Origin of the sequence: Pantoea sp. B623 (genome assembly GCF_024814475.1) — a bacterium.
In the GTDB taxonomy this organism is placed as follows: Bacteria; Pseudomonadota; Gammaproteobacteria; order Enterobacterales; family Enterobacteriaceae; genus Pantoea; species Pantoea ananatis.
In genome coordinates, this window is record NZ_JANUXM010000004.1 from 43,891 (window position 1) to 63,677 (window position 19,787).

Sequence of the window (19,787 nt, forward strand, 5' to 3'; positions counted from 1 at the left end):
CGGCCGGGTTTATTGTTATTGCAGGTGGTAGCGGGGAGACAGCTCAACCGCCAGGTGTTTAAAGAGATTGAAGACCGCGGTGGTTTTTGCCGTTGGCAACCCTTCTTCATCCAAAAAAAGCGGGCCACGGAAGACCAGCACATCACCCTGCTGACTGACCGCCTCCACCGCGACACCGGCTAAATAATCATCATGTTGCCTGAGCAGAGCATTGGCAATCTCCAGTAGTGCCTGGGGCGAAATACCCTGAGTCGGGTTGTGCATGTGTCGGCTCCTTTTTGACAGTCTGATAATTCTTTCTATATTACTTGCGTATCGCATCGTTCGACAAACGGCTGCAGGGGTAAAAAGGGGCTTTACTCACAACAGATGCTAATTAAGTTGCGTAACAGATTTTATCAGGTACAGTGTGGGCGTTTCAGATTCCAGGGATATTGCACCGGGAAGTGCGATTAAGTCAGGCAGAAAAAGCGATTTTTATCATAAAGTTGCATTGGACTGTAATCACTGACCAGAGATTGAGCCCCTCGTCCTGAAATAAAAAACAGGCGTAGCAATATTGAACCCCGTGGGTTTTTGGGCATCCAATCCTCTCCCGTAGAGCAGGACGTATTCATTAGGTAAAGGTAAATATGGGTAAAGCACTCGTTATTGTTGAGTCCCCGGCAAAGGCCAAAACAATCAATAAATACCTGGGCAGTGGCTACGTGGTGAAATCCAGCGTGGGCCATATCCGGGATCTGCCGACCAGTGGTTCAACCGCCAAAAAAAGTGCTGAAACCTCGACAGATAAAAAAGTCAAAAAAGTAAAGAAGGACGAGAAGGCCGCGCTGGTCAGCCGTATGGGCGTTGATCCCTATCATGGCTGGGAAGCGGACTACCAAATCCTGCCAAATAAAGAGAAGGTGGTCGCTGAACTCAAAGCCTTGGCTGAAAACGCTGACCACATTTATCTCGCAACCGACCTTGACCGCGAAGGGGAAGCCATTGCCTGGCACCTGCGGGAAGTCATCGGCGGCGACGACAAACGCTTTAGCCGCGTGGTGTTTAACGAAATCACCAAAAATGCGATCCGTCAGGCGTTTGATACGCCGGGCGAACTGAATATTGACCGCGTTAATGCGCAACAGGCACGCCGCTTTATGGACCGTGTTGTGGGCTACATGGTTTCGCCGCTGTTGTGGAAAAAAGTCGCGCGGGGATTATCCGCGGGCCGCGTACAGTCGGTTGCCGTGCGGTTAGTGGTTGAGCGTGAGCGCGAGATCAAAGCGTTTGTTCCTGAAGAGTATTGGGAACTCAGCGCTAACCTGACCACGCCGAAGGGCGATGACCTGGCGATGGACGTGACTCACGCGGGTGATAAGCCTTTCCGTCCGGTCAATCACGAACAGACGCATGCCGCCCTGGCGCTGCTTGAAAAAGCCCGCTTTGCCGTTACCGATCGCGAAGATAAGCCAACCAGCAGTAAACCCGGTGCGCCATTTATTACGTCTACGCTGCAGCAGGCCGCGAGTACCCGCCTGGGCTTTGGCGTCAAAAAAACCATGATGATGGCACAGCGACTTTATGAAGCGGGTCATATCACCTATATGCGTACCGACTCGACCAATCTGAGTCAGGATGCGGTTTCCATGGTGCGCGGCTATATCGAAGGGAATTTCGGTAAAAAGTATCTGCCAGACAACGCCAATACCTATGCCAGCAAAGAGAATTCACAGGAAGCGCACGAAGCGATTCGTCCTTCTGACGTGGATGTGGTGGCTGAGCAGCTCAAAGATATGGAAGCGGATGCACAAAAGCTGTATCAGCTCATCTGGCGTCAGTTTGTTGCCTGCCAGATGACACCTGCTCAGTATGATTCAACCACGCTGACGGTAACAGCGGGGGATTACAAACTGAAGGCCAAAGGGCGCACGCTGCGTTTTGACGGCTGGACTAAGGTCATGCCCGCCCTGCGCAAGAACGATGAAGATCGCACCTTGCCGCCGGTGAACGTGGGTGACGAACTGAGCCTGCAGGCATTGCTGCCAAGCCAGCACTTTACCAAGCCACCGGCTCGCTTCAGCGAAGCCTCGCTGGTGCGCGAACTGGAAAAACGTGGAATTGGCCGGCCTTCGACCTATGCCGCTATTATCTCCACCATTCAGGACCGGGGCTATGTCCGGGTTGAGAATCGCCGTTTTTATGCCGAAAAAATGGGTGAAATCGTCACCGATCGCCTGGAAGAAAATTTCCGCGAACTGATGAATTACGATTTCACCGCGCATATGGAAAGCAGCCTCGACCAGGTTGCCAACAATCAGGCGGAATGGAAAGCGGTGCTTGATCGCTTCTTCTCAGACTTCAGCCAGCAGCTGGAACAGGCGGAGAAAGATCCTGAAGAAGGCGGCATGCAGCCAAACCAGATGGTGTTAACCACCATTGACTGCCCCACCTGCGGCCGCAAAATGGGCATTCGCACGGCCAGTACCGGCGTTTTCCTGGGATGTTCAGGTTACGCACTGCCGCCGAAAGAGCGCTGTAAGCAAACCATTAACCTGATTCCAGAAAATGAAGTGCTGAATATTCTGGAAGGGGACGATGCTGAAACCAATGCGTTACGCGCACGTCGTCGTTGCCAGAAGTGCGGCACGGCAATGGACAGCTACCTGATTGATAACGGACGCAAACTGCACGTGTGTGGTAACAACCCTGAATGCGATGGCTATGAAATCGAAGAGGGCGAGTTCCGAATCAAGGGTTACGACGGTCCGGTGGTTGAGTGCGAAAAGTGCGGGTCTGAAATGCACCTGAAGATGGGGCGTTTCGGTAAGTACATGGCCTGTACCAACGATGACTGCAAGAATACACGTAAAATTTTGCGTAATGGCGATGTGGCACCACCGAAAGAAGATCCGGTGCCGCTGCCAGAACTGCCGTGTGAAAAGTCAGATGCCTACTTTGTGCTGCGCGACGGTGCGGCGGGTGTGTTCCTGGCCGCTAACACCTTTCCAAAGTCACGTGAAACCCGTGCACCGCTGGTGGAGGAACTGCAACGTTTCCACGATCGCCTGCCTGAGAAGTTGAAATACCTGGCCGAAGCGCCAGCAACCGATCCGGAAGGCAATAAAACGTTGGTGCGCTTTAGCCGTAAAACGAAACAACAGTACGTTGCCTCTGAAAAAGAGGGTAAAGCGACGGGCTGGTCAGCGTTTTACATTGACGGCAAGTGGCAGGAAGCGAAAAAGTAATCCTCAGAGGCCAGCACACGCTGGCCTTTTTTCTCGCCTTATATCAATCCGTTCTACATTGTTTCTTAAAATGCTATAGTGGTTATAGCATTTCCGAACCCTTCTTGCTGCTCAGCACTCCTCCACCGGCCGGGGCGACAGTACGTCATCCGGGGATGCGACTCTGTAACCGACCAGGATAAAAAAAGATATGAAATTACAGCAGTTGCGCTATATCGTAGAAGTCGTGAACCACAATCTTAATGTCTCTTCGACAGCGGAAGGTCTTTATACCTCGCAGCCTGGCATAAGCAAACAGGTGCGTATGTTAGAAGACGAACTGGGCGTGCAGATTTTTGCCCGCAGCGGTAAACATCTCACCCAGGTGACGCCGGCCGGTGAAGAAATCATTCGTATTGCCCGCGAAGTCCTCTCTAAAGTCGACGCAATCAAGTCTGTCGCCGGTGAACATACCTGGCCAGATAAGGGCTCCCTGTATGTGGCGACTACCCATACTCAGGCTCGCTATGCCCTCCCGGGCGTGATCAAAGGATTTATCGAGCGCTATCCCCGTGTTTCACTGCATATGCATCAGGGCTCCCCAACGCAGATTGCCGAGGCGGTCTCCAAGGGAAATGCGGATTTTGCCATTGCGACGGAAGCGCTGCATCTGTACGACGACCTGATCATGCTGCCGTGCTATCACTGGAACCGCGCCATCGTTGTCACGCCCGATCATCCTTTGGCAGCTAAAGCGCAGGTAACGATTGAGGAGCTGGCCGATTTTCCGCTGGTCACTTATACCTTTGGTTTCACCGGTCGCTCGGAGCTGGATACCGCGTTTATGCGGGCGGGATTAACGCCGCGTATCGTTTTTACCGCGACGGATGCGGACGTTATCAAAACCTATGTCCGACTGGGGTTAGGGGTTGGCGTTATCGCCAGCATGGCCGTCGATCCCGTTGCCGATCCCGACCTGGTCAGAATCGAAGCCTCTGAAATTTTCACCAACAGCACGACCAAGATTGGCTTTCGTCGCAGCACCTTCCTGCGTAGCTACATGTATGACTTTATCCAGCGCTTTGCGCCTCATCTGACGCGAGATGTCGTTGATACGGCTGTCGCACTACGCTCAAACGAAGATATTGAAGCCATGTTTAAAGATATCAAACTGCCGTTTAAGTAACAGAGATGTCCAATCCCTTAGTCTCAGGCTGCCTTGCGCAGCCTTTTTTTTGTTTGAATGTTAGCGCCATGCTTAGGTTGATAAGTTTTATTATTTTTTTGTTAATGCTGCGTCGATCACATGTTTAATGTTTGCTGTATCTTAAATGCGAAACACAACACATTTTTGACGTGATATCTTTGCGGGCTGCCAGGATAATTCCCATACTCCAGTTAAGCCTTGATGGAGAAGCGTTAATTAGGGGGTGATTAAAAGACGGGTTTAGTAATGACTGGATCTAAAGTTAAATTAACTCAAATTTTTGTCACTGCCGTTTACGTTTATTTGGAATAAGTCATTAATCATCACTTAAGTAATTTTTACCATTTTGATAAATTGCGTTAATCGTTTTGTGCAATAAAAATTACTGGATTTTTGGCCTTAACGGGTTTAGGATTCGTCCTAAATCTTAATCGATGTTATCAATCGTTTTGTTGAGAGTGATTATCAAAAACTATGACTACGAGACTGACTGTAGACCCGGGTTTCCCGGCTAAAAGCACCAAGGTTAAGCGCTCCGGTAACACTCGTCGCAACGCCTGGTTAACTGTATTTGCTGCCTCAGCGCTGTTTTGGGTTGTTGTAGCGTTAATGATTTGGCGCATCTGGGGTTAAGCCATGTGGGCAAACGCACTCTGCCATAAGCACACAATGACCACTCGTCAGCATCGCCTCTCTGGCTACAAAGCTAAAGAGCCGGTTGCAAAGGCGGAAAAAGTGTCTATCCCGGAAAGCTGGGATCTCAACGAACATCAACGCAATTTCATCGAGTCCTTTCTGGACCCGAAAGTAAAATAATTAATTATCGTTCTTTTCTTTTCGACACATCTTCTGTCATTCGGCTGCTTAAAAAAGCCTTTCACACGTAGCATAAAAGATGTCATCCGTTAAAACGGTTGGTAGTGCGGCTTTCTATTGCCCATTCGGCGCAGGAGTGATCTTATGAATATGATAAAAATGACCTGGTTCAGTGCCTATGCTTTCTCTTTTAGCGTGTGGATGGCAGCACTTTGGGCAGCCTTGTAATATATCGTTTCCTGTTAATAAATAATGCCTCGTAATTTTACGGGGCATTTTTGTTTGCGTCAGATTGTAGCAATTGGTGTTGTAATCAAAACGTTAACAGAAAAGTGGTCTATCTTTAAGCTAAACCTTGTTGTCTCTGAGGTTTAAAGACCATGATTATTAAGGAGGAGCTATGTCGTCAACCCTACGCGAGCAGAGTCAGGAAACACTGCAGGTAGATAATCAAAACTATCACATCTTCAGTCTACCTCGCGCATCACAACATCTCGGCAACATTGATCGTTTGCCTAAATCCATGAAAGTTCTGCTGGAAAACCTGCTGCGCTGGCAGGACGGTGATTCAGTCACGGAAGAGGATATCCAGGCACTGGTCGACTGGCAGAAAACGGCCCATGGCGATCGGGAAATTGCCTATCGCCCTGCGCGTGTATTAATGCAGGACTTCACTGGCGTGCCTGCCGTGGTGGATTTGGCCGCCATGCGTGAAGCGGTGAGTCGTCTTGGCGGCGACGTCGCCAAAGTGAATCCTCTGTCGCCGGTCGATCTGGTTATCGACCACTCTGTCACGGTTGACCATTTCGGTGACGATAACGCATTTGAAGAAAACGTGCGGCTGGAAATGGAGCGTAACCATGAACGCTACGTCTTTCTGCGCTGGGGCCAAAAGGCTTTTGATCAGTTTCGGGTGGTACCGCCAGGCACAGGTATCTGTCATCAGGTGAACCTGGAATACCTGGGCAAAGCGATCTGGCAGCAGAACATTAACGGTGAACGTTACGCCTGGCCTGATACGTTAGTCGGAACCGATTCTCATACCACCATGATCAATGCCCTGGGTGTACTCGGCTGGGGCGTGGGCGGGATTGAGGCAGAGGCCGCCATGCTTGGCCAGCCGGTTTCTATGCTGATCCCCGACGTCGTGGGTTTCAAGCTAACCGGGAAACTGCGTGCGGGCATTACCGCAACCGACCTTGTACTTACCGTCACGCAAATGCTGCGTAAGCACGGCGTTGTCGGGAAGTTTGTCGAGTTCTATGGCGATGGCCTGGCTGATCTGCCGCTGGCCGACCGTGCCACCATTGCTAATATGGCACCGGAATATGGCGCAACCTGCGGGTTTTTCCCGGTTGATGAAGTCACACTCAGCTATATGACACTAACCGGACGCGATGCAGAGCAGGTGGCACTGGTTGAACACTATGCTAAGCGACAGGGCCTGTGGCGTAACGCCGGTGATGAACCGATTTTCACCAGTAGCCTTGCGCTCGATATGAATGAAGTCGAGTCGAGCCTGGCCGGACCGAAACGTCCGCAGGATCGCGTCTCGCTGGGGGATGTGCCCGCCGCTTTCGATGCCAGCAATGAGCTGGAAGTGAACCATGCACAGAAACCGCATAAGCAGGTCGACTATACCGACAGCGAGACCGGCCTGAGCCACACGCTGACCGATGGCGCGGTGGCGATTGCGGCGATTACCTCCTGTACCAACACCTCTAACCCCAGCGTGCTGATGGCCGCAGGGTTACTGGCGAAAAAAGCGGTTGAGCGGGGATTAAAACGCCAGCCGTGGGTCAAAGCGTCGCTGGCTCCGGGTTCTAAAGTGGTCTCCGACTATCTCGCGGTCGCGCAGCTGACACCTCATCTCGATAAACTGGGTTTTAACCTTGTGGGCTACGGTTGTACGACCTGTATCGGTAACTCGGGTCCGCTGCCGGATGAGATTGAATCGGCCATCAAAGAAGGGGATTTAACGGTAGGGGCCGTCCTGTCCGGTAACCGCAACTTCGAGGGCCGTATTCATCCGCTGATTAAAACCAACTGGCTGGCATCGCCACCGCTGGTCGTCGCCTATGCGCTGGCAGGTAATATGAAAATCAACCTGCAAACCGACCCGCTCGGTCACGATCATCAGGGCAAGCCGGTATTTCTGAAAGACATCTGGCCTTCACCTGAAGAGATTGCGACCGCCGTCCAGCAGGTCACCAGCGATATGTATCACAAAGAGTACGCTGAGGTATTTAACGGCACGCCAGAGTGGCAGGCCATTAAGGTAAGTGAAGCGGCTACCTACGACTGGGATGAAGGATCAACCTACATTCGCCTGTCGCCCTTCTTTGACGACATGGAAAAAGAACCTAAGCCGGTTCAGGATATTCATGGCGCGCGCCTGCTGGCGATTCTTGGCGATTCGGTCACCACTGACCACATCTCGCCTGCCGGTAGCATCAAAGCGGAAAGTCCGGCCGGTCGCTATCTGCTGTCCCACGGCGTGGAGCGGAATGATTTTAACTCCTACGGTTCACGGCGCGGCAACCACGAAGTGATGATGCGCGGGACCTTTGCGAATATCCGTATTCGAAATGAAATGGTGCCCGGCGTGGAAGGGGGTTACACCAAACACTACCCCAGCGGTGAGCAGTTGGCCATTTATGACGCGGCGATGAAATATCAGGCTGACGGCATTCCCCTGGCGGTGATTGCGGGTAAAGAGTACGGTTCAGGATCGAGCCGTGACTGGGCGGCGAAAGGGCCGCGTTTGCAAGGCGTCCGCGTGGTAATTGCGGAATCCTTCGAACGTATTCACCGTTCCAACCTGATTGGTATGGGGATTTTGCCGCTGGAGTTCCCTCAGGGCGTAACGCGTAAAACGTTAGGTCTGAAAGGGGATGAGGCGATAGATGTGGAAAACCTGGCGCAGCTTAAACCCGGATGCACCGTTTCTGTCACGCTAACGCGCGCAGATGGCAGTCAGGAGAAGCTGGATACGCGTTGCCGTATTGATACCGGTAATGAACTGACCTATTACCGAAACGACGGTATTCTGCACTACGTGATTCGTAACATGCTGAACTGATAAATCAGCCGGGGAAACCCGGCTGTTTCATTCAGGACTTCGGCAGAAGATGACCCATTTTTTCTGCCTTGGTATCAAGATAGTGCGCATTCTCAGGATTGCGCCCGACAACCAACGGCACCCGCTCAACAATATTGATCCCGGCTTCACCCAGAATTTCCACTTTCCGTGGATTGTTAGTGAGCAGCCGAACTTCATTTACGCCCAGTAATTTAAACATATCGGCACACAGCGTGAAGTCACGTTCGTCAGCGGCAAAGCCTAACTGATGATTGGCTTCAACGGTGTCGTAGCCTTTATCCTGCAACGCATAGGCACGAATTTTGTTCAGCAGGCCGATGTTACGACCTTCCTGGCGGTGATAGAGCAGTACACCGCGGCCTTCTTCAGCAATGGCATTCAGGGCCGCTTCAAGTTGGAAGCCGCAGTCGCAACGCAGGCTGAACAGCGCATCGCCAGTCAGACACTCGGAATGAACACGAGCCAGGACTGGTTGATTATCGTTAATATCGCCAAAGACCAGGGCAACATGGTCATGACCGGTTGCCAGTTCTTCAAAACCTACCATCAGGAAATCTCCCCATGGCGTGGGCAGTTTGGCTTCTGCCACCCGTTTAAGCTGCATGTGACTCTCCAGAACCCTCAAAGGATGCACTATCATCATGATAGTGCACAGGCCGATGCGGCCCGACAAACGTGGAATATTGTGCCACAACCGCGAGGCAGGCTGTTAATCTGTGTAAACGATTGTTGTGATAAAGCACGATTATCTAATCTTAAAAGGTTATGTTATTCTTTTTTAAGCTAAAGTTATGCTTTCGCAACAGGTTTTTACCGGGAAAAAGGAAAAGGGATGATTAAAATCTTTCAACGGACGCTGGCGGGAATGCTGCTGCTGCTTATTATGCCGGTTGCAGTATGGTTATCCGGTTGGCAATGGCAGCCTGGCGAAAGTAATACCTTTCTCAAGGTCTTGTTCTGGATGACCGAAACGGTCACACGACCGTGGGGAATGCTGACCAGCCTGATTTTAAGCGCGTGGGTGCTGTGGTGCCTGCGTTTCAGGCTCAAACCGGCGCTACTGCTCCTGGTGATCATGAATGCCACCATTCTGGCCGGTCAATACACAAAATCCTTTATCAAAGAGCAGGTGCAGGAACCCCGGCCCTATGTCGTCTGGCTGGAGAAAACCCACGGGCTGGACGACAAGACCTTTTACCAACTGAATCGTGAGCAACGTGGCCAGCGCGTCACGGCGCTGATTGCGGATGAATCCCATATTCCGGGCTGGTTGAAAAAGCACTGGGCCTTTGAAACAGGGTTTGCCTTCCCGTCGGGACACACGATGTTTGCCGCCAGTTGGGCCTTACTGGTCATCGGTTTACTTTGGCCACGCCGGCATTACAAAACGATTGTGCTTGTCGGACTCTGGGCGACAGGCGTCATGGGCAGTCGCCTGCTGCTGGGCATGCACTGGCCGCGCGATCTGGCCGTGGCAACATTCATTTCCTGGGTGTTTGTCGTGGTGGCAACCTGGCTCGCTCAACGCTTCTGTGGGCCGCTCAGCCTGCCACCGGAAGAGAAGCAGGAGGTGGCCGAACGGGAACAAGGATTGTAATTGCGCCGTTCAGCACCATATCTTTATCTTGAAACTGAGCAAAAGCTCTTCGTCTGATGCGGCCGGGAGCAGTATTTTTGCCGTAATTTTGGCATAATTCTATTCGACAACCTCACAACGGGATGCACTGTGAAATATTTGCTGATTTTTTTAGTGGTTTTGGTCATTTTTATCATTTCCGTGACCCTTGGCGCGCACAACGACCAGGTTATCACCTTTAACTATCTGCTGGCGCAGGGTGAATTCCGTATCTCTACGTTACTGGCAACGCTTTTCGGCGTCGGTTTTTTGCTGGGATGGGTTATCTGCGGACTCTTCTGGTTACGTCTTCGGGTCTCTCTGGCCAATGCACAACGTAAAGTTAAGCGCCTGCAGACTCAGATTGATCAGAGCACGCCAGCGCCTGTCGGTAAACCGCTACCGCCGGCCGCGCAGGAATAAGTCTCCATGTTAGAGCTGCTGTTTCTGTTACTTCCTGTCGCCGCTGCCTATGGTTGGTACATGGGCCGCCGAAGCGCGCAGCAGGATAAGCAACAGGAATCAAACCGCCTGTCTCGTGACTACGTCGCAGGGGTAAACTTTTTACTCTCCAACCAGCAGGATAAAGCGGTCGATCTGTTTCTTGACATGCTCAAGGAAGACAGCGGCACGGTTGAAGCGCACCTGACCCTTGGCAACCTGTTCCGTTCGCGCGGTGAGGTTGACCGCGCCATTCGAATTCATCAGTCTTTAATGGAAAGCGCGTCGCTTAGCTACGAACAACGCTTGCTGGCCATCCAGCAACTGGGGCGTGACTATATGGCAGCAGGTCTTTATGACCGCGCCGAAGACATGTTCAAACAGCTGACGGATGAGACAGATTTCAGGATCGGTGCACTGCAACAGCTGTTGCTTATTCATCAGGCAACCAGCGACTGGGTTCAGGCTATCGAGGTGGCTGAGCGGCTGGTTAAACTGGGCAAAGACAAGCAGAAGGGTGAGATTGCCCATTTTTATTGCGAACTCGCGCTGCAGGCAATGAGCAGCGACGATCTCGACAGGGCGATGACCCTGTTGAAAAAGGGGGAGTCAGCCGATCGTCAGAGCGCACGCGTCTCGATTATGATGGGGCGCATCCTGATGGAGAAAGGGGAGCACGCCAAAGCTATCGAGCATCTGCAGCGTGTTCTGGATCAGGATAAAGAGCTGGTCAGTGAAACGCTGCCGATGTTGGAAACCTGTTTTCAGCGTCTTAATCAGCCCGACGCCTGGGCCGCGTTTCTTAAACGCTGTGTGGAAGAGAACACCGGCGCCGCGGCGGAACTGTATCTTTCCGCGATTCTGGAGCAGGAGCAGGGCGCGGAAGCGGCGCAAAACTACATCAATAACCAGTTACAGCGTCACCCCAACATGCGCGTATTCCATCGTCTGATGGAGTTTCACCTGCATGAAGCGGAGGATGGTCGTGCTAAAGAGAGCCTGATGGTGCTGCGCGATCTGGTCGGCGAGCAAATCCGCACGAAACCACGTTATCGCTGCCAGAAATGCGGCTTTACGGCTCATGCGCTCTACTGGCACTGTCCGTCATGCCGGACCTGGTCATCAGTCAAACCGATTCGCGGACTGGATGGGCAATAACCTGTTGGTTATTGTCTTCGGTTTTCAATGCTTTTTAGTTACAACATACTAGAATTGTTAATTGCAGAAATTGCCTGACCTCCGTGCGTTTATCGCCTGGCAGCGCAACAGGGATTGTGATGCGAAAAGCGGGCAGGTAGAATGCGTGCCGTTTGTCTAACGCGCCAGCAGGTGCCTACCGCAGAGGAAATAGCATGGCCTTATCCCAGACTTCACCGGTGTTAGTGGCGCTTGATTACCACGATATGAACAGCGCACTGCATTTTGTCGATCAGATAGAGCCGGGCAGCTGCCGCCTGAAAGTGGGCAAAGAAATGTTCACATTGTTCGGCCCACAGCTGGTAAAAACCCTGCAACAGCGTGGATTTGAGATCTTTCTCGACCTGAAATTTCACGATATTCCCAATACTACCGCCCGTGCGGTCGCTGCTGCTGCTGATCTTGGCGTCTGGATGGTGAACGTTCATGCGAGCGGCGGAGCACGCATGATGAATGCCGCCCGTGAAGCGCTTCTTCCCTATGGTGAGCAGGCGCCGTTACTGATTGCCGTCACCGTCCTGACCAGCATGGATGCCGAAGACTTACTGGGCCTGGGCATCACGCTGTCTCCCGCAGAGCAGGCTGAACGCCTGGCAAAACTCACGCGCGAATGCGGTCTTGATGGGGTTGTCTGCTCCGCGCACGAAGCCGCGCGCTTCAAACAGGCGATCGGTCATGATTTTAAGCTGGTTACTCCCGGCATTAGGCCTCAGGGAAGCGACGCGGGCGATCAGCGCCGCGTTATGACGCCACAGCAGGCCCGCCTTGCTGGCGTCGATTATATGGTAATAGGACGTCCCATTACGCAGTCAGCGGACCCCGCAGCGACGCTTAAGGCGCTGTTGCAGGATTTGGAGAGCGTAAAATGAGTCGCGATAATCCCTTGGTGTATTCAACCGACGCTGGCCGTATCACTCAGCCCGAACAAAAGGCGGAACGGCCCAAAGGCGACGGCATTGTTCGCATTCAGCGCCAGACCAGTGGACGCAAAGGCAAAGGTGTTTGCCTGATTTCTGGCGTCGATATGGATGAGGCAGCACTGAACCAGCTGGCCGCTGAACTGAAGAAAAAATGCGGTTGTGGCGGGTCGGTGAAAGAGGGCGTGATCGAAATCCAGGGCGACAAGCGCGATTTATTAAAAAGCCTGCTGGAAGCCAAAGGGATGAAGGTAAAACTGGCTGGGGGTTGAAAGAAGAAACCGGACTACAAGGTAACCCGGTTTTTTATTATGTAGATGCGCTGCGTAGCCGTGATTTATTGTTATAGCGTGCTTAGTGAACCTGGTGACCGATAATACCACCCACAGCTGCACCACCCACGGTACCCAGCGCGCTGCCGTTGGTTAATACAGAGCCACCAATTGCGCCGGCACCTGCGCCAATCGCAGTGTTACGGTCGCGTTTAGACCAGTTCGAACAGCCGCTTAACGCCACAACCAGCGTGGTCGCCAGGACAGCGGCGGTCACTTTTTTCATTGTAATTGTCATGAACTTCTCCTTTATTGTGTATGCAGATGCAACACAGTAAGTATAGCTGTGAAATTTTTTTCAGGCCGCCTGTGAGGCATGATTACCGCATCCTTTCAGTATAAAAATGCCAGACACCATGGACAATCTGCTTGTAGCGGCTGAAAAGCATCATTAACAGATGGACCTGTCTGATGCCTGACAGAATTCTATTCATTTTGCAGAATTTCCGAAGATGGAAAATTCTTAATTCGCGACACAATTTTTCATTCACAGCCATTTTCCGCTGCTTTTTAGCTATTTGCTCCATAACGTTTTTTCTGCCTGCTCCGCACACTATGAAAACCCTTCTCAGCAGGAGAAAAAAATGCTGGAGCACCTTAAACAACAGGTCCTGGAAGCCAACCTGGATCTCCCCAAATACAACCTTGTCACCTTCACATGGGGAAACGTCAGCGCGATTGACCGTGAGCAAGGTCTGTTAGTGATTAAACCTTCTGGCGTCAGTTACGATGTCATGAAAATGGAGGACATGGTGGTGGTCAACCTGGCGACCGGCGATGTGGTGGAAGGCGAAAAACGGCCTTCATCCGATACGGCTACGCACCGGGCACTCTACCTGGCCTGGTCTGAGGTTGGCGGAATCGTCCATACGCATTCACGTCATGCCACCATCTGGGCGCAGGCCGGACGTGCCATCCCCGCGTGGGGCACCACCCACGCGGACGACTTTTACGGTGAGATTCCCTGCACCCGAGCCATGCGCGATGAAGAAATCAAAAATCAGTATGAGTGGAATACGGGGGAGGTGATCATTGAAACCTTCGCCGAGCGAGGACTTTCTCCTTCGGCCATTCCTGCCGTGCTGGTGAATTCTCACGGGCCTTTCGCCTGGGGCAAAGACGCACATGCGGCCGTCCACAGTGCAGTGGTACTGGAAGAAGTGGCTTACATGGGATTGTTTAGCCAGCAGCTCACGGCCGGGCTGCCTCCCATTCAGCAGACCCTGCTTGATCTGCACTATTTGCGCAAACACGGTGAAAATGCCTGGTACGGCCAGAAATAATGCCTGGGGCGCAGCGGTGCCTGTGTCCCGAAATGGCTCGTGATGAGCGAGCCTTAAGGGAAGGACAGTCTCATCAATGCCGGTTATCGGTTCGCGCCTTTCCGTGGTAAAGGCTGCGGATATCAAGAAAGTCTACTAATCATTTAAAGGTGGTGCATCGGGGATCACTCTGGAATTTATGTTGTAAATCAATCTCTCATTTGGTCTGGCCTCACTCTGGATTAGGCTGATGTGGCGCAATTAGCGCATCAAAATAATAGAGGATGAGACAATGACCGTGATTAACCAACCCACATGCAGACTGTTTTCCGAAGCCGGACAAACCACGCAGTTAGTTGCCTATTACGAGGAAGGACGTCGCACCATGTGGATGATGTTGCGCGCCCAGCCACGACCCAGTTTTAATCATGAGTTGATTGAAGAGATCATGAATCTGAGTTACACGGCGCAGCGATCGGGCTTACCTATCGACTTCTGGGTCACCGGCTCGTTAGTCCCACAAATGTTTAATGCCGGTGGCGATCTGCGCTTTTTTGTGGAATGTATACGCAACAACCGGCGCGAAGCGTTACGTGCTTATGCCCGTGCCTGCGTTGACTGCATCCACTCGGCGGCACGTGGATTTGACACCGGCGCGGTAACGCTGGCGATGATTGAAGGCAGTGCGTTAGGCGGCGGTTTTGAAGCCGCGCTGGCCCATCACTTTATTCTGGCGCAAAACAATGCGCGGATGGGGTTTCCGGAAATCGCCTTTAACCTGTTTCCCGGAATGGGCGGCTACTCATTAGTCGCGCGGCGTTCGGGCATGAAACTGGCTGAAGAGCTGATTATGGAAGGCGAATCGCACAGTGCCGAATGGTATGAAACCCGTGGTCTGGTCGATAAGGTTTTCCAGCCGGGCGACAGCTACCGCGCCACCCGCACCTTTATCGATACGCTGCGACCTAAGCTGAATGGCGTACGCGCCATGCTAAAGGCGCGCCAGCGGGTACTGCAGCTGTCACGCGCGGAACTGATGGATATCACCGAGGACTGGGTAGATTATGCATTCACGCTTGAAGCGAAGGATATTGCCTATATGGAGCGTTTAGTCCAGTTACAAAACCGCCACAGCGCATCACTGCGTAAAGCGGGTTAGATAATTACACGCGGGCAGGATGCTGAGCCAGCCAGTGCCCAAACTGATCGGCGGGCATTGGTTTTGCGTAAAAATAGCCTTGCCGCCCATCGACGCCGCTTTTTAGCACAAAGGCTTCTTCATCGACGGTTTCAATACCTTCGGCAATCACCTGCAAATCAAGCGCCTTCGCTACCGCAACAATCGCCCTGACGAGTGACTGAGAAACGGGACGTTTATTCACATTACGGATAAAGCTTTGATCCAGTTTGATGGCATTAATAGGGACGCGAGCCAGCTGTGAAAGGGAGGAATAACCGGTGCCAAAGTCATCAAGGTGAATCTGGGCACCCAGTTCCTGAAATTTACGCATCAGCTTGAGCGCTTCGGCTTCATTCTCAATCAGGCAACTTTCCGTCAGTTCGATATCCACCGGGCACTCGGTTAAACCGGCATCCGTCAGGGCGTGTTTCAGGTCACTGTAGATTGTCTGGTCGAGTAACTGGCGCGCCGAGACATTAACCGCGACGCGCAGATAAATATTCTGCTCCCGCCAGGCAATAATTTGCTTCAGCACGTTAAGCATGACCCAGCGACCCAGTGGCACGATCAGCCCGGATTCTTCCGCGTAGGGAATAAATTCCCCGGGTGAAACCAGCCCGCGCTCGGGTGAGTTCCAGCGAACCAGCGCTTCCGCACTGCGCACTTTACCGTCAGCATCCACTTTGGGCTGGTAGTGCACTAATAAATGGTCCTGCTCCAGCGCTTTACGCAGGTTGGTGTCGAGCCAGAGATATTCAAAAACCCGACGGTTCATCTCTTCGGCAAAAACACAATAGCTGCCACGGTTGTTCTCTTTGGCGTGATACATCGCCGTATCAGCGTTACGAATCAGACACTCACGGTCCTCTCCATGTAGCGGGGCCAGGGCGATCCCGACGGAGCAGCCGCTGTAAACCTCGATGAGGCCGATGCGGAAAGGCTGACGCAGGCGATCGAGAATGCGCGTAGCCATTGCTTCCAGCGCAGCCTGACTGGTGTGCTCAGCCAGCACCACAAACTCGTCACCGCCCAGCCGTCCAAGCGTCTGGTTCTTGCTCAGACAGCTCAGAATCGCCAGGGAAACGGCCTGCAACAGTTGATCGCCGAACATATGACCGTAGGCATCATTCACTTTTTTGAAATTATCTAAATCCAGGTAGACCACGCCGGTTTCACTGCCCTCAGCCCGCTCCAGCGCATGGCTGATTTGCTGGTGAATCGCGTGGCGATTGGGCAGGCCAGTGATGCCATCGGTGTTGGCCATCACGCGCAGGCGCTCCTGCGCACGGCGTTCTTCCGTAATATCCGTTCCTGAACAGATGAGGAAAATTTCATTTTTACCGCTGCCACTGTGAACAAACTTATTACGAAAAAGAAACAGTCGCTGTCCTTTCATCGTCTTGATCCAGCGTTCCACTTCGTAGGAATTCCCATCGCGAAAGAACCCTGCGATGTTCCTGCGTGAGGCCGCGGCTTCCTGTTTGGTCATAAACAGCTGGAAAACATTACGGCCGATCACATCCTGTTCATACAGGCCGGTATACTCTTCGCTGAGGCGGTTAAAGCGTTGAATGTTGCCGCGCTGATCAAGGATAACGATGACCGAGTTGGCCTCCGACACGACCTGTTCAGCAAATGACAGGCCCAGCGTCAGATCGCGCGCCACCGCCGACGTATCGCCCCATGCCGAAGCGGTGCCCGCCCACACGGACTGGTTGATCCGCCGGCCAACAAAATGCATGGCGACCTGCTCGCCGTGAATCGTTAACGTCAGATTAATACTGGAAGTAATAACGGGCATCGCGCGCAATAAACTGCACTGGCCGGGCGTCAGTGGCACAGCAACGCTGGTGTTCGATGATTCATCTAAGGCAAAAAGCAGCGCATCACTGTCTGCGGTTAATCGCCAATGAGGGCTGGTTGTACCAAACAAGGTATACAACAACGATTGCCCTTGTTCATCGGTCATGGTCACTCCCTCCAGGAAGTACATTGCTGGCGTTATCTCGTTATTTTAGCAACAGTATTCATCAACTGACGCCAGCACAAGACGAAACTGTATTTATTTTGCTTTCCAGAAAAAACGGGCAGAAAAAACCCCGCCGAAGCGGGGCACACTTTCTGTTCAGCACGGACATTTTCCCAGCTTTCCGGCCTGGCTGGGGAAGCGGGCATCCAGACAATAACGATGAAAGTCCCGCTCACTCATCGGCGCAATGTCAGGATGATGTTGCCGCATATGCTGCAGGTATTTCGGGTAATCCTGCACGCCGACCATCAAACGAAAACTTTGCTGAAGTCCCTCCCACAGCGCTCGCCAGCGAAAACCCACGGGTTTTGGCCTGGAAAGCAACGTGCAGCGCATTATATGCCAGCGACCCTGTGGGCGCGCTACGCGATGGATGCTGTCAACCATGACGAAGCTCCTTACGTAAGGATATGTCTGACTCATGCGTAGTGGGCACATCGCTACGCAGCGCGCGACGAATGACAAAGAAGGCCGCAATCAGCATCGTAACGGCAACCAGCATAAAGAACCCGCATAGGGCAGCATTAATCTGGTTACTGAATACGATGGTTTGCATATCGGCCACGGTTTTCGCGGGGGCGATGATCACGCCATCATCCAGGCCTTTGCGGAATTTATTGGCCTGAGCAAGAAAACCAATTGACGGTTTTTCGTGGAAAATTTTTTGCCAACCTGCTGTCATCGACGTAATAAACAGCCAGATAGTGGGCAGAATCGTCACCCACGCATAGCGCTGCTTTTTCATCTTAAACAGCACGACCGTGCCCAGAATCAGCGCCATCGATGCCAGCATCTGATTACCAATACCAAACAGCGGCCACAACGTGTTAATCCCGCCCAGAGGATCGATCACGCCCTGATAAACGAAGAAACCCCAACCTGCGACGGCGACGGTCGTGCCGGAAAGGTTGCCGAGCCATGAGCGGTTATTGGCCAGTGAAGGCACAACCGTACCGACCAGATCCTGCACCATAAACCGGCAAGCGCGCGTACCGGCATCCACGGCGGTTAAGATAAACAGGGCTTCAAATAAGATGGCAAAGTGGTACCAGAAGGCCATCATCGCGCGGCTGTTGAACACCTCCGTAATGATGTGCGCCATGCCGACCGCAAAGGTTGGCGCGCCCCCGGCGCGTGACAGAATTGAGGCTTCTCCCACGTCTCTGGCGATACCGCTTAACATTTCAGGTGTGACGACAAAGCCCCAGCCGTTAATCACCTGAGCGGCATTTTCTACCGTAGTGCCAATCAGTGCAGCAGGGGCGTTCATCGCAAAGTAAACGCCTGGGTCCAGCACGGAGGCGCATATCAGCGCCATGATTGCCACAAACGACTCCATCAGCATCGCGCCGTAACCGATAAAGCGAATATGGCTTTCACGCTCAATCAGCTTCGGCGTTGTGCCGCTGGAGACCAGCGCATGGAAGCCGGAGATGGCGCCACAGGCAATGGTGATAAACAGGAACGGGAACAGGGCGCCGGAAAAAACCGGGCCTGAGCCATCAATAAATTTGGTCACAGCGGGCATTTTCAGTTCTGGCATGGCAAAGACGATGCCAACGGCCAGCCCGACAATTACGCCGATTTTCAGGAAAGTAGACAGGTAATCTCTGGGAGCCAGCAGCAGCCAGACCGGCAGCACCGAGGCGATAAAACCATAGATGACCAGTACCCAGGTCAGAGAGGTGCCTTTCAGTGTGAAGAACGGGCCCCAGTAAGGATGCTGAGCCACATCACCACCGTAGATAATGGCCGCCATCATCAGCACAAAACCGATCAAGGAGACTTCGGCGATCTTACCCGGGCGCAGAAAGCGCATGTAAATGCCCATAAACAGGGCGATAGGAATCGTTGCTGCAATGGTGAACAGCCCCCACGGGCTGTTCGCAAGGGCTTTAACCACCACCAGCGCCAGCGCGGAGAGAATGATGATCATCACGCCCAGCGCACCCAGCATGGTAATAACCCCGGCAAAGGCGCCCAGCTCCTGACGGGCCATTTCACCTAAGGAACGGCCGTCACGTCGCGTAGAGATAAACAGGATCAGAAAGTCCTGCACCGCGCCCGCCATCATAACCCCAATCAGGATCCAGATCGTGCCTGGCAGAAAGCCCATCTGGGCCGCCAGAATAGGGCCGACCAGCGGCCCGGCGCCCGCGATCGCCGCAAAGTGGTGACCGAACAGCACCCACTTATTGGTGGGCACATAGTCAAGACCATCGCTGAGGCGTTCGGCGGGGGTAAGACGGCGATCGTCCAGTTCAAAAATGTTGCGGGCGATAAACAGGCTGTAAAAACGATAAGCGATGCTGTAACAGGCTACGGCGGCAATCACCAGCCAGACTGCGTTGACGTGCTCGCCGCGGTTAAGCGCCAGCATCGCGAACGCACCCGCGCCAATTAACGCCACTGCCAGCCAGAGCACGCCGTTTTTGACGTTCTTCATAACTCACTCCTTGTAGAGACCGAATGGAAGGCG

18 protein-coding genes are annotated in these 19,787 nt (G+C 52.8%); 12 read left to right on the forward strand and 6 right to left on the reverse strand.

The genetic code is table 11. From position 1 onward, the window contains the following. Positions 1-15: 15 nt before the first annotated feature. Complete coding sequence (locus NXS97_RS02075) at positions 16-264, reverse strand: YciN family protein (protein ID WP_014605738.1); 249 nt, start codon at positions 262-264, stop codon at positions 16-18. A gap of 368 nt (positions 265-632) precedes the next feature. Between NXS97_RS02075 and topA the strand changes: the two genes are divergently transcribed. The 5 genes from topA (at position 633) to acnA (ending at position 8,314) form a co-directional block, all read left to right on the forward strand. Continuing rightward, positions 633-3,230, forward strand: a complete 2,598-nt coding sequence (topA, locus tag NXS97_RS02080; protein WP_029570068.1) for a type I DNA topoisomerase — start codon at positions 633-635, stop codon at positions 3,228-3,230. A gap of 190 nt (positions 3,231-3,420) precedes the next feature. Continuing rightward, complete coding sequence (gene cysB / locus NXS97_RS02085; RefSeq protein WP_013025932.1) at positions 3,421-4,395, forward strand: HTH-type transcriptional regulator CysB; 975 nt, start codon at positions 3,421-3,423, stop codon at positions 4,393-4,395. 495 nt (positions 4,396-4,890) lie between these two features. Continuing rightward, positions 4,891-5,049, forward strand: coding sequence for a YmiA family putative membrane protein (locus NXS97_RS02090; RefSeq protein ID WP_013025931.1), 159 nt, complete (start codon positions 4,891-4,893; stop codon positions 5,047-5,049). A gap of 36 nt (positions 5,050-5,085) precedes the next feature. Then, positions 5,086-5,232 (forward strand): hypothetical protein, encoded by a 147-nt coding sequence (locus tag NXS97_RS02095; RefSeq protein WP_227022862.1) that lies wholly within the window; start codon positions 5,086-5,088, stop codon positions 5,230-5,232. A 400-nt stretch (positions 5,233-5,632) separates the two neighbouring features. Then, the gene (gene acnA, locus NXS97_RS02100) at positions 5,633-8,314 is read left to right on the forward strand and encodes an aconitate hydratase AcnA (RefSeq protein WP_013025930.1); all 2,682 of its coding nucleotides are present in this window, start codon (positions 5,633-5,635) and stop codon (positions 8,312-8,314) included. A gap of 31 nt (positions 8,315-8,345) precedes the next feature. Here the strand turns inward: acnA and ribA are convergent, their stop codons facing one another. After that, positions 8,346-8,939, reverse strand: a complete 594-nt coding sequence (gene ribA / locus NXS97_RS02105; RefSeq protein WP_015700216.1) for a GTP cyclohydrolase II — start codon at positions 8,937-8,939, stop codon at positions 8,346-8,348. A gap of 228 nt (positions 8,940-9,167) precedes the next feature. Here ribA and pgpB point away from each other — a divergent pair, with 228 nt between their 5' ends. The 5 genes from pgpB to yciH all read left to right on the forward strand — a co-directional run bounded on the left by pgpB (position 9,168) and on the right by yciH (position 12,777). Beyond that, positions 9,168-9,932 (forward strand): phosphatidylglycerophosphatase B, encoded by a 765-nt coding sequence (gene pgpB / locus NXS97_RS02110; RefSeq protein WP_013025928.1) that lies wholly within the window; start codon positions 9,168-9,170, stop codon positions 9,930-9,932. 129 nt (positions 9,933-10,061) lie between these two features. After that, entirely contained in the window at positions 10,062-10,373 is a 312-nt protein-coding gene (locus NXS97_RS02115; RefSeq protein WP_014593805.1) for a LapA family protein, read from the forward strand. A 6-nt stretch (positions 10,374-10,379) separates the two neighbouring features. Beyond that, a complete protein-coding gene (lapB, locus tag NXS97_RS02120; RefSeq protein ID WP_013025926.1) occupies positions 10,380-11,549 on the forward strand; it encodes a lipopolysaccharide assembly protein LapB in 1,170 nt (389 codons plus the stop codon). Between the two features lie 194 nt (positions 11,550-11,743). After that, entirely contained in the window at positions 11,744-12,457 is a 714-nt protein-coding gene (gene pyrF / locus NXS97_RS02125) for an orotidine-5'-phosphate decarboxylase (RefSeq protein WP_014593804.1), read from the forward strand. Next, positions 12,454-12,777: a stress response translation initiation inhibitor YciH gene (gene yciH, locus NXS97_RS02130; protein WP_014593803.1), complete on the forward strand. Its 324-nt coding sequence runs from the start codon at positions 12,454-12,456 to the stop codon at positions 12,775-12,777. The genes pyrF and yciH overlap by 4 nt, the downstream gene beginning before the upstream one ends. Positions 12,778-12,859: 82 nt before the next feature. On the opposite strand, the gene osmB is transcribed toward yciH, so the two are convergent. Next, complete coding sequence (osmB, locus tag NXS97_RS02135; RefSeq protein WP_014593802.1) at positions 12,860-13,075, reverse strand: osmotically-inducible lipoprotein OsmB; 216 nt, start codon at positions 13,073-13,075, stop codon at positions 12,860-12,862. Positions 13,076-13,421: 346 nt separating this feature from the next. Here osmB and araD point away from each other — a divergent pair, with 346 nt between their 5' ends. After that, positions 13,422-14,120 (forward strand): L-ribulose-5-phosphate 4-epimerase, encoded by a 699-nt coding sequence (araD, locus tag NXS97_RS02140; protein ID WP_112900360.1) that lies wholly within the window; start codon positions 13,422-13,424, stop codon positions 14,118-14,120. 271 nt (positions 14,121-14,391) lie between these two features. Continuing rightward, the gene (locus NXS97_RS02145) at positions 14,392-15,258 is read left to right on the forward strand and encodes a crotonase/enoyl-CoA hydratase family protein (protein WP_013025921.1); all 867 of its coding nucleotides are present in this window, start codon (positions 14,392-14,394) and stop codon (positions 15,256-15,258) included. A 4-nt stretch (positions 15,259-15,262) separates the two neighbouring features. Here the strand turns inward: NXS97_RS02145 and pdeR are convergent, their stop codons facing one another. The 3 genes from pdeR to NXS97_RS02160 all read right to left on the reverse strand — a co-directional run bounded on the left by pdeR (position 15,263) and on the right by NXS97_RS02160 (position 19,754). Next, entirely contained in the window at positions 15,263-17,248 is a 1,986-nt protein-coding gene (pdeR, locus tag NXS97_RS02150; RefSeq protein WP_042676860.1) for a cyclic di-GMP phosphodiesterase, read from the reverse strand. Between the two features lie 156 nt (positions 17,249-17,404). Continuing rightward, positions 17,405-17,695 carry a YbdD/YjiX family protein gene (locus NXS97_RS02155; protein ID WP_072403963.1) on the reverse strand — a complete coding sequence of 97 codons (291 nt, stop codon included), beginning with the start codon at positions 17,693-17,695 and terminating at the stop codon, positions 17,405-17,407. Further along, complete coding sequence (locus NXS97_RS02160; protein WP_013025918.1) at positions 17,688-19,754, reverse strand: carbon starvation CstA family protein; 2,067 nt, start codon at positions 19,752-19,754, stop codon at positions 17,688-17,690. Before NXS97_RS02160 ends, NXS97_RS02155 begins: the two co-directional genes overlap by 8 nt. Between the last annotated feature and the right edge of the window lie 33 nt (positions 19,755-19,787).

What these genes read in the sequence shown, in the direction of transcription:
- NXS97_RS02075 (WP_014605738.1), bottom strand. Translation starts at nt 264, where the DNA reads ATGCACAACCCGACTCAGGGTATTTCGCCCCAGGCACTACTGGAGATT.
- topA (WP_029570068.1), top strand. Translation starts at nt 633, where the DNA reads ATGGGTAAAGCACTCGTTATTGTTGAGTCCCCGGCAAAGGCCAAAACA.
- cysB (WP_013025932.1), top strand. Translation starts at nt 3,421, where the DNA reads ATGAAATTACAGCAGTTGCGCTATATCGTAGAAGTCGTGAACCACAAT.
- NXS97_RS02090 (WP_013025931.1), top strand. Translation starts at nt 4,891, where the DNA reads ATGACTACGAGACTGACTGTAGACCCGGGTTTCCCGGCTAAAAGCACC.
- NXS97_RS02095 (WP_227022862.1), top strand. Translation starts at nt 5,086, where the DNA reads ATGACCACTCGTCAGCATCGCCTCTCTGGCTACAAAGCTAAAGAGCCG.
- acnA (WP_013025930.1), top strand. Translation starts at nt 5,633, where the DNA reads ATGTCGTCAACCCTACGCGAGCAGAGTCAGGAAACACTGCAGGTAGAT.
- ribA (WP_015700216.1), bottom strand. Translation starts at nt 8,939, where the DNA reads ATGCAGCTTAAACGGGTGGCAGAAGCCAAACTGCCCACGCCATGGGGA.
- pgpB (WP_013025928.1), top strand. Translation starts at nt 9,168, where the DNA reads ATGATTAAAATCTTTCAACGGACGCTGGCGGGAATGCTGCTGCTGCTT.
- lapB (WP_013025926.1), top strand. Translation starts at nt 10,380, where the DNA reads ATGTTAGAGCTGCTGTTTCTGTTACTTCCTGTCGCCGCTGCCTATGGT.
- pyrF (WP_014593804.1), top strand. Translation starts at nt 11,744, where the DNA reads ATGGCCTTATCCCAGACTTCACCGGTGTTAGTGGCGCTTGATTACCAC.
- yciH (WP_014593803.1), top strand. Translation starts at nt 12,454, where the DNA reads ATGAGTCGCGATAATCCCTTGGTGTATTCAACCGACGCTGGCCGTATC.
- osmB (WP_014593802.1), bottom strand. Translation starts at nt 13,075, where the DNA reads ATGACAATTACAATGAAAAAAGTGACCGCCGCTGTCCTGGCGACCACG.
- araD (WP_112900360.1), top strand. Translation starts at nt 13,422, where the DNA reads ATGCTGGAGCACCTTAAACAACAGGTCCTGGAAGCCAACCTGGATCTC.
- NXS97_RS02145 (WP_013025921.1), top strand. Translation starts at nt 14,392, where the DNA reads ATGACCGTGATTAACCAACCCACATGCAGACTGTTTTCCGAAGCCGGA.
- pdeR (WP_042676860.1), bottom strand. Translation starts at nt 17,248, where the DNA reads ATGACCGATGAACAAGGGCAATCGTTGTTGTATACCTTGTTTGGTACA.
- NXS97_RS02155 (WP_072403963.1), bottom strand. Translation starts at nt 17,695, where the DNA reads ATGGTTGACAGCATCCATCGCGTAGCGCGCCCACAGGGTCGCTGGCAT.
- NXS97_RS02160 (WP_013025918.1), bottom strand. Translation starts at nt 19,754, where the DNA reads ATGAAGAACGTCAAAAACGGCGTGCTCTGGCTGGCAGTGGCGTTAATT.